The organism is Maritimibacter sp., assembly GCF_016774595.1.
In the GTDB taxonomy this organism is placed as follows: Bacteria; Pseudomonadota; Alphaproteobacteria; order Rhodobacterales; family Rhodobacteraceae; genus Maritimibacter; species Maritimibacter alkaliphilus.
The window spans coordinates 191,678-199,901 of the sequence record NZ_JACBWT010000004.1 but is presented as its reverse complement, the minus strand read 5'-3'; the positions used below and the strand labels follow the sequence as shown (position 1 = coordinate 199,901).

8 protein-coding genes are annotated in these 8,224 nt (G+C 60.2%); all 8 read left to right on the top strand.

The window, feature by feature from the left end:
* The first annotated feature begins 67 nt into the window (after positions 1 to 67).
* The gene (locus HOY44_RS22605) at positions 68 to 1,111 is read left to right on the top strand and encodes a TRAP transporter large permease (RefSeq protein ID WP_287438013.1); all 1,044 of its coding nucleotides are present in this window, start codon (positions 68 to 70) and stop codon (positions 1,109 to 1,111) included.
* Between the two features lie 135 nt (positions 1,112 to 1,246).
* The gene (locus tag HOY44_RS22600; RefSeq protein WP_287438012.1) at positions 1,247 to 1,990 is read left to right on the top strand and encodes a GntR family transcriptional regulator; all 744 of its coding nucleotides are present in this window, start codon (positions 1,247 to 1,249) and stop codon (positions 1,988 to 1,990) included.
* Positions 1,991 to 2,080: 90 nt separating this feature from the next.
* Positions 2,081 to 3,349 carry a glycine cleavage T C-terminal barrel domain-containing protein gene (locus HOY44_RS22595; protein WP_161349830.1) on the top strand — a complete coding sequence of 423 codons (1,269 nt, stop codon included), beginning with the start codon at positions 2,081 to 2,083 and terminating at the stop codon, positions 3,347 to 3,349.
* Between the two features lie 92 nt (positions 3,350 to 3,441).
* Positions 3,442 to 4,611 (top strand): ABC transporter substrate-binding protein, encoded by a 1,170-nt coding sequence (locus tag HOY44_RS22590; protein ID WP_287438011.1) that lies wholly within the window; start codon positions 3,442 to 3,444, stop codon positions 4,609 to 4,611.
* Between the two features lie 12 nt (positions 4,612 to 4,623).
* A complete protein-coding gene (locus tag HOY44_RS22585; RefSeq protein ID WP_138421435.1) occupies positions 4,624 to 5,496 on the top strand; it encodes a branched-chain amino acid ABC transporter permease in 873 nt (290 codons plus the stop codon).
* A gap of 7 nt (positions 5,497 to 5,503) precedes the next feature.
* On the top strand, positions 5,504 to 6,463 hold the full coding sequence (locus tag HOY44_RS22580; RefSeq protein ID WP_138421436.1) for a branched-chain amino acid ABC transporter permease: 960 nt from the start codon (positions 5,504 to 5,506) through the stop codon (positions 6,461 to 6,463).
* Entirely contained in the window at positions 6,460 to 7,206 is a 747-nt protein-coding gene (locus tag HOY44_RS22575; RefSeq protein ID WP_161349831.1) for an ABC transporter ATP-binding protein, read from the top strand. The genes HOY44_RS22580 and HOY44_RS22575 overlap by 4 nt, the downstream gene beginning before the upstream one ends.
* Positions 7,206 to 7,925, top strand: a complete 720-nt coding sequence (locus HOY44_RS22570; protein WP_287438010.1) for an ABC transporter ATP-binding protein — start codon at positions 7,206 to 7,208, stop codon at positions 7,923 to 7,925. Before HOY44_RS22575 ends, HOY44_RS22570 begins: the two co-directional genes overlap by 1 nt.
* The last annotated feature ends 299 nt before the right edge of the window (positions 7,926 to 8,224 follow it).

Here is an 8,224-nt window from a genome sequence, read left to right as displayed (position 1 = left end):
TCGAAGGGGGCATCCAAACATGGACGCCGAAAGGGGGTCAAACTTCAACGCCGATTGACAATTTCGGGTGAGCCGTGTCTTCGTCGGACATCGGCGTGGAGGACTCGCCGTCTCGGCGATCCTTGCCTGCGCAGGGTTTGCCGCCATCAATGGTTCATCCCTCGCAACCGCCGCGACCATGACGAAAATAGCCATGCCGGAGATGCGCAGGGAAGGATACGAAGCGAGTTTTGCCGCGGGCAGCATCGCCGCCGGCGGCACCCTCGGCATCATCATTCCACCGTCCGTCGCGATGCTGGTCTATGCAATCTTGACGGAGCAGGATGTCGCCACGCTCTTCATTGCGGGGATTCTTCCGGGCCTGCTTGCGGTTGCACTCTACAGTTGCGCGATCTGGATCGTGTCGTTTCGCCGACCCGAGGCATTCCCCGTTGCGCAGCGCACCGAGCGGCGAGAGCGGATGAGGGCGCTACGAGATGTTTGGGCGACGCTCTTGCTGTTTTCGCTCGTCTTCGGATCGATGTATCTCGGTATCGTCACCGTAGCCGAGGCGGCGGCCCTTGGGGCGGTCGGTACCATGATCATCGGCGTACTGCGGGGACGTCTGGACTTCCCCGCCATTCGCGAATGTCTGATCGAAGCCCTTCGCACGACGGCGTCGATCTTCACCATCGCAATCGGTGCATTCCTTTTCGGCTATTTCCTTGCAATCACTCGGACCACGCAGAATCTGACCGGCTTCATTATCGCTCTCGACATGGCGCCAGCGATGATCATGGCGTTGCTTCTGCTGGGTTACCTGCTGTTGGGCGCCTTCGTGGACGAAATCGCAATCGTCCTCCTGACCATCCCGATCGTATACCCTGCGGTCATCGCGATGGGGTTCGATCCGATCTGGTTTGGGGTCATTATCGTCATGACGGTCTCGATCGGTCTCATCTCACCGCCTGTGGGTATGAACGTATACGTCATCAACTCCATAGACCGAGAGATCGGTTTGGTCGGGATCTTCAAAGGTGTGATGCCTTTCCTTGCCGCCGACCTCGTCAGATTGCTTCTGCTCAGCATTTTTCCTGCATTTTCATTGCTCTTACCCAGCCTTATGCCCTGAGCGGTGCCAAGGCCAGAACGTATACGTAATGCGGTTACTATCGCCATCTGTAGCTCAAATATGGCGCAAACGTATACGTTATGACTTGAACTATCTTCTGTATGCTTTAAGAAAAAGCATATGGAGGAGACCGCCTTGAGCGAATCGGAAAACACAAAGTCCCAGACACTCACGGCCTTTCTCGGGCTGCGCGGGCTCATCGTGGATGGAACGCTCGCCCCTGGGTCTCGGGTGTCAGAGCCGCTGATCGTGGAGCGCTTCGGTGTGTCGCGTACGCCCGCGCGTGCCGCCTTGGCACAGCTTGCCGAAGAGGGGCTCCTCGCGAAGCGCGAGAAAAGCGGTTACGAGGTCAAATCGTATACGGAGCAGGATGTGTTCCAGGCGATCGAGATCCGCGGGATACTGGAAGGCATGGCCGCCCGTCTCGCTGCCGAAGCCGATGTTTCTGCTTCGCACCTTCAGGTGATGGAGAGCGTCGTGACGGAGCTCGATGATGTCGTGGGGCGTCTTACGACCGACAGCGAGCAGACCGAGTACGTCCACCTCAATAATGAATTTCACCGGCTTTTGCTGGAAGCGTCGGAAAGCGAGATGCTGGCCATGTCGCTGGAGCGGATAAAAGCGCTGCCATTCGGTTCGCCGAACGCTTTCGTTGAATCGCTTTCGCTTAACCATGCGGCGGTGAAGAAGGTGCTCATCATGGCGCAGGAGCAGCACCGCGCGATCGTGGAGTGCATCCGGAAAGGCGAAGCCACGCGGGCCGAACGGCTGGCACATGAACATTCCTTCTGCGCGGCGCGATATCTTCAGCTGTTGCGCGCGAAGGACGAACCCATTCCTTGGATTGCCGAGAAGGCGAAGAGAGCCAACAGGAAATAATAACCCGAAATCGCCGGCGCGCCCCACCGCTTTGACCTCGTCGAAAGCGAACGGAGATTCTGTGCCTGCTGTCAACTGGAGGAAGAAGAGATGAACCAAGTAGATACATTGAGGCGCACGCCGGAAGGCTATTTCACGACGCGATGGGGCCAGCCCGAGTACACCGACTGGCAGGATGAAAGCATGTCCTGGAAGGAAGGGTGCTACATAGGCGACTGGTCGTTCCTTTGGGAGCGCCGGTTCCGGGGCCCGGACGCGCTCAAGCTGTTCGCGGACACCTCGGTTAACAACTTCGAGAAGTTCGAGCTCAATCAGTCCAAGCACGTCATTCACACCGACGAGAATGGCAAGCTGATCGCCGAGGGCATCCTGACGCGGCTGGGCGAGGACGAGTTCATGCATTTCGGCCGGGGCACTTTCTGGGTCGACTACAAGATGCGCCACGGCGACTACAACGCGACGTCTGAAGCCGACGACTGGTTCAATTTTCAGGTTCAGGGGCCCGACGCGATCCACGTCGTCGAAAAGGCCTGCGGACAGAAGCTGCGCGACGTGAAGTTCATGTATAACGGCCACATCAAGATCGCTGGCTGCGACGTAGTGGCACTGCGTCAGGGCATGGCCGGTGAACTCGGGTTCGAGCTTCAAGGCGACATCAACAAAAGCCAGGAAGTTTACGACGCGATCCTCGAGGCCGGCCAGGAATTCGGCATCCGCAAACTTGGCGGGCGTGCGGCTTTCATCAACCACCTCGAAGCCTGCTTCCCGACCATCGTGACCGATTACCTCCCAGCGATCTTTGAACCGGAGATGGCCGGGTATCTTGAAGAGTTCCGTTCGGCGATGCCTGCCTTCGCCTCGACTTTCAACGTCGCGGGCAGCTTTGAGGGTCAGAAGGTTTCGGACTGGTATCGCAGCCCCGTTGAACTGGGCTGGGCCAATCGCATCCACCTTGGTCACGATTTCATCGGTCGCGACGCGCTGGCCGAAGAAAAAGCCAACCCACGCAGGGTGATCCGCACCCTGGTTTGGAACCCTGAGGACGTGATTAAGGTCTTCGCCTCGCTTTTCGGCAAGGAAACGCCCTACGACTGGATGGAAATCCCGCGGGATCAGCGCGGCTTCATGTACTGCGACCGGGTTCTGAAGAACGGCAAAGACGTCGGCACGACCACCTCGCGCGGCTACTCGTATTTCTTTCGGGAAATGCTCTCGCTTTGCACGATCGATGTGGCCGAGGCCGAGATTGGCAATGAGGTGGAAGTCGTATGGGGCAACCCGGGACACCCGCAGATCAACATCCGGGCCACCGTCCAACCCGCCCCCTATAAGCAGGACAACCGTCGAGCATCTTACTGACGTAGCAGCGTCCCGCTGCCTTGATGGGGCGCTGCATAGGACCGGCGGGCGCAAAGATGCGCTCGAACCGGATATTGGAAAGGGAGGACCCCATGAAACTCACGAAACTTCTACTAGCCGCCGCAGTGGCGGCCATTTCGACAGCGCCACTCATGGCCGAAACCGTCAAGGTCGGCGTGATCGGCCCCTTCTCGGGTCCGTTTTCAGGCTCGTTCGGAGAACCGTTCCGGCAAGGCGTGGAAACCTACGTTGCCATGAACGGGCAGCCAACAGAAGACATCGAGGTCGAGTTCATCTACCGCGACCTGCAAGCCCCTGATCCGGGGCGGGCGCGAGCCCTTGCGCAGGAACTGGTCGCGCGTGACGGAGTGCAATACTTGGCGGGCTTCGTGTTTACGCCGAATGCCATTGCGGCAGCGGGCATCTCTGCCCAAGCGAAAATACCTACGGTTATCTTCAACGCGTCGGCCTCGGCCGTGGTGTCGCAATCGCCGTACTACGTGCGCACTTCGAACACGCTTCCGCAAGTGTCCGTCCCGACGGCGCAGAACGCGCTCGAAAAGGGATACCGTACCGTGGTGACGGCCGTGAGCGATTACGGCCCTGGCGTGGATGCCGAAACCAGTTTCGTGAAAGCCTTCGAAGCGGGAGGTGGCGAGGTGCTAGAGACCATCCGCATGCCACTTTCGACGACTGATTTCGGCCCCTACCTGCAGTCGATCCAGTTGCAGGAGCCGGATGCGCTGTTCGTGTTCCTGCCCTACGGCCCGCCCACATACAGCTTCGTCAACGCTTACCGAAACAACGGTCTGGATGACGCGGGGATCGCCTTCGTCGGTACGTCCGAGACACAAGAAGTCGACCTGCAATCACTGGGTGAGGCTGCTATCGGGCTTGAAACCGGCTACTTCTACTCCGCTGCGCACGAGTCGCCTGAGAACGAGGCGTTCAAGGAAAAGCTCGCGGAGCTGTTCCCGGACGCAGAGCCGAACCCAGCCACGGTATCGGCTTTCGACGGCACTCATGCGCTCTACGAGATGATCCGCGCGACCGAAGGTCAGCCGGACCCGGACGCGGCCATCGCCGCCATCTCCGGAGCCAGCTGGGAAAGCCCGCGGGGCCCGATCACGATCGATGCCGAAACTCGGGATATCATCCAGAACGTGTATATCCGTGTGGTCGAGCAGGAAGAGAATGGTCGTCTCGTGAACCGCGAGATCAAGACCTACGAAGCACAGCCTGACTACGGCGTGCAGGACTAAGGGAACGGTCGCATGCTCTCGCTCATCGCAAGCATCCTGATCGACGGCATTTCGTACGGGCTCGTCCTGTTCATGGTGTCGGTCGGTCTTACGGTCACTCTTGGCCTCATGCGGTTCGTGAACCTTGCCCACGGGACGTTCGCGATGGTCGGGGGATATGCGGCCGCCACCTTTGTTACTGCGCTAGGACTACCCTACGTCCTCGCGCTGATTCTCGCGGCGGCGGTCGCGGGGATCATTGCCTTCGGCCTTGAAATCGCGCTCGTGCGCCGCGTCTATGCCCGGCCCGAGCTGGACCAGGTTCTGTTGACAATCGGCCTCGTATTCATGGGGATCGCCCTGTCGGGCATGATCTTTGGCAATTCCCTGGTCCCGATCCGTCTGCCGGAGTTTCTTCGCGGATCGACCGATCTCGGTTTCCGCAGCATGCCGACGCAGCGGTTCGTTCCCCTGGTTTTGGGGCTCTTGTCACTCGCGGGGATCTGGCTTCTGTTTGAGCGCACGCGTTTCGGCGTCAAACTGAGGGCGACCGTGGATAACCCGCGTGCCGCGGGTGAACTGGGGATCAACACCCGCCGGGTCTATGCCGCCGCATTCGCCATCGGCGCGGCGCTGGCCGGGCTAGGCGGGGTCGCCGGCGCGGAGCTCTTGCCTGTGGAGCCATATTATCCGCTGAAGTACCTCGTGCTCTTCCTTGCGGTCGTCGCCGTGGGCGGACCGGGCAATATGGCGGGCAGCTTCGTTGCCGCCATCCTGCTCGGGACAGTTGAAACCGCAGGCAAATACCTCGCCCCGGAATTCGCGACCATCGCGCTCTATGCACTCATGCTCATCGTGCTGAGCTGGCGGCCCGAGGGCCTGTTCCAGCGCAGCTCCAAGACCTAGGCCCGCCATGACAAACACCCAACGAACCCTTGGCGCCGCCGCGGTCATACCGATCGTCGCCGTGGCGCTGGTCGTGATCTTTCCTAACCAACAGGCGTTTCTGGCCCAGATCGCGATCACAGCGCTTCTCGTCCTGTCGCTCGATCTCGTTGTCGGCTTCGCGGGCCTTGCAACGCTGGGCCATGCGGCCATGTACGGTGCCGGGGCCTACGCCGCTGCGCTCTATTCCCTGCATGTCTGGGCCGAACCGTTGACCGGTCTTGTGGTAGGCATTCTTGCCGGCGGCCTCGTCGCACTGGTCTCGGCACTAATGCTGATGCGTGCCCACGGCCTGACCTTCCTGATGATGACCGTCGCGATCACGCAGATCATATACGAGATCGTCAACAAGTCGCGTGCCGTCACCGGCGGGGATGACGGGCTCTATGGCATCATGATGCAACCGCTCTTCGGCAGGTTCGAGTTCGATTTTTACGGGCGGCTCGCCTTTTGGTACGCGGCGGTCGTCCTGTGGCTTGTCTTCCTGCTTCTGCGTCACATCGCGGCCTCCCCCTTTGGTCTGACAGCCCGCGCGGTGCGCGATGACGGAGGTCGCGTGTCCTCCCTCGGCGGGGGTATTTTCGCCCACAGGGTCGCGCTTTACACCCTCTCCGGAGGTATCGCCGGCTTGGCAGGGGCGCTATCGGCCCAGACCGTGCAGGTGGTCGGGCTGAACACGCTGAGTGTCACGTATTCCGCCGAGATTCTTGTCATGCTCGTCATGGGGGGAACAGGTCGCCTCTGGGGCGCCTTGCTGGGAGCCTTGGTGTTCATGATGATCCACCATTACGCGGCAGAGGTCGATCCGGTCCGCTGGATGCTCTTCATCGGGGCGATGCTTGTCATGATCGTCCTGTTCCTGCCGAAGGGCCTGTTCGGTGGCCTCGAAGCCGCGGTGAACCGTCTGCGCGAAGGGGCACGGACATGAACAATCTTCTGGAAGTACGCAACCTGTCGAAATCCTTCGGTGGCTTGCAGGTTACCCGCAACGTGGATCTGACGATCGCCCCGGGCGACCGGGTGGCGTTGATAGGACCGAACGGCGCGGGAAAGACAACGCTCGTCAACTTGATCAGCGGTGTGCTGGACCCGACGGGCGGCGAGGTCATGCTCGACGGGAGCAAGGTCACGGCGCTGTCGCAACGGCAGCGCGCCCATCGCGGGTTGATCCGCACATTTCAGATTACGCGGTTGTTTCACAGCATGACTGTAGCGGACACGCTGCGCGTTGCCGCGATTCAGAAGAACGGCATGACCTATCGTTTCGGCTGGGGGGGTAGGAGCGCTGACCTGATCGAGAAGAGCGTCGAACGCGTGTTGACCGATCTGCGTTTGCAAGATCGCCGGGACAATGATGTCAGCCTGCTTGCCTACGGCGAGCAGCGACTGGTGGAGCTTGGCGTCGCGCTGATCATGGAGCCGCGCGTGCTCATGTTGGATGAGCCGGCGGCGGGTGTTCCGCAAAGCGAAAGCCACATCATCATGGACGCGATCGAAAACCTGCCAGCGGAGCTGGGGGTCCTGTTCATCGAGCACGACATGGACCTCGTATTCCGCTTTGCACGTCGCATCATCGTTCTGGTGAGTGGCGGGGTGTTCTGCACGGGAACCCCGGACGAAATCGCAGCGAACGAGGACGTGCGGGCAATGTATCTGGGTGAGGCAAGCTGATGGCGAAGGAAATCGCATGGAACAGCGTTGATGCGGGCTATGGTCGCACTGTTGCGGTGGAAGGTATCACGGTGCGGCTCAGCGCCGGTGAGAAACTGGGCATTCTCGGGCGCAACGGGGCAGGAAAGACCACGATCCTGCGCGCCATGATGGGGGACGCTAAAGTCCACCACGGAACGGTCGAAATCTACGGGGTCGACGTAACCGGCATGCCGGCCTACCAACGCAATCAACTTGGTGTCGCGGTCGTGCCGCAGACTCGTGACGTGTTCCGGTCGCTTACGGTGCGCGAAAACCTCATTGTCGCCAGCGCCGAGCGCGATCGGACCAAGCTGGCGGTGAAACTGTTCCCCAGGCTTGGCGAGAGGATGCAGAATCTCGGCGCCGATCTCAGCGGCGGCGAACAGCAAATGCTGTCCATCGCACGGGCAATCATGACGAAGCCCGACTTTTTAATGCTGGACGAGCCGCTCGAAGGTCTTTCGCCAACCCTGGCGCAAGACGTCATGAAGTCGGTACGGAAAATGGTCGAGGAAACAGGCCTCGGCTGCGTCCTTGTCGAGCAGCACGTGGCCACCGTTCTGGATTTCTGCGACCGCGCATTGGTAGTGCAGCGGGGTCAGATGGTCTTCTCGGGCACGACCGATGAGTTGCGCGGCCGGCCGGACGTGCTGGAAAGTGCTATCGGCTTGTCGGCCGTCTCTTCAGAAAACGAATAGGAGACGCCTACGGCACAGACCAATGTTATCACCCTGGCATCGTCGACGCACTAAGCACGATCCTCGCCGTCACGGAGCGAACATCAACCAAGCCGACTGGTCTTGACTCCTGATACTGATCAGAAATGAGTGCGAAATTTTTGGGGTTCCGTTATTTGAGCCGGCCGGACATGATTTCTATCCTGTTGCTCCAGTTGTAGCGCAGCTTGCCGTATCTGCGCGCGAGCGGCGATTAAAGGCGGCGAGCGTACTTCGCTAGCGCAGGCGGAACATGCGCGACTCATTCCCAAATCGCATGA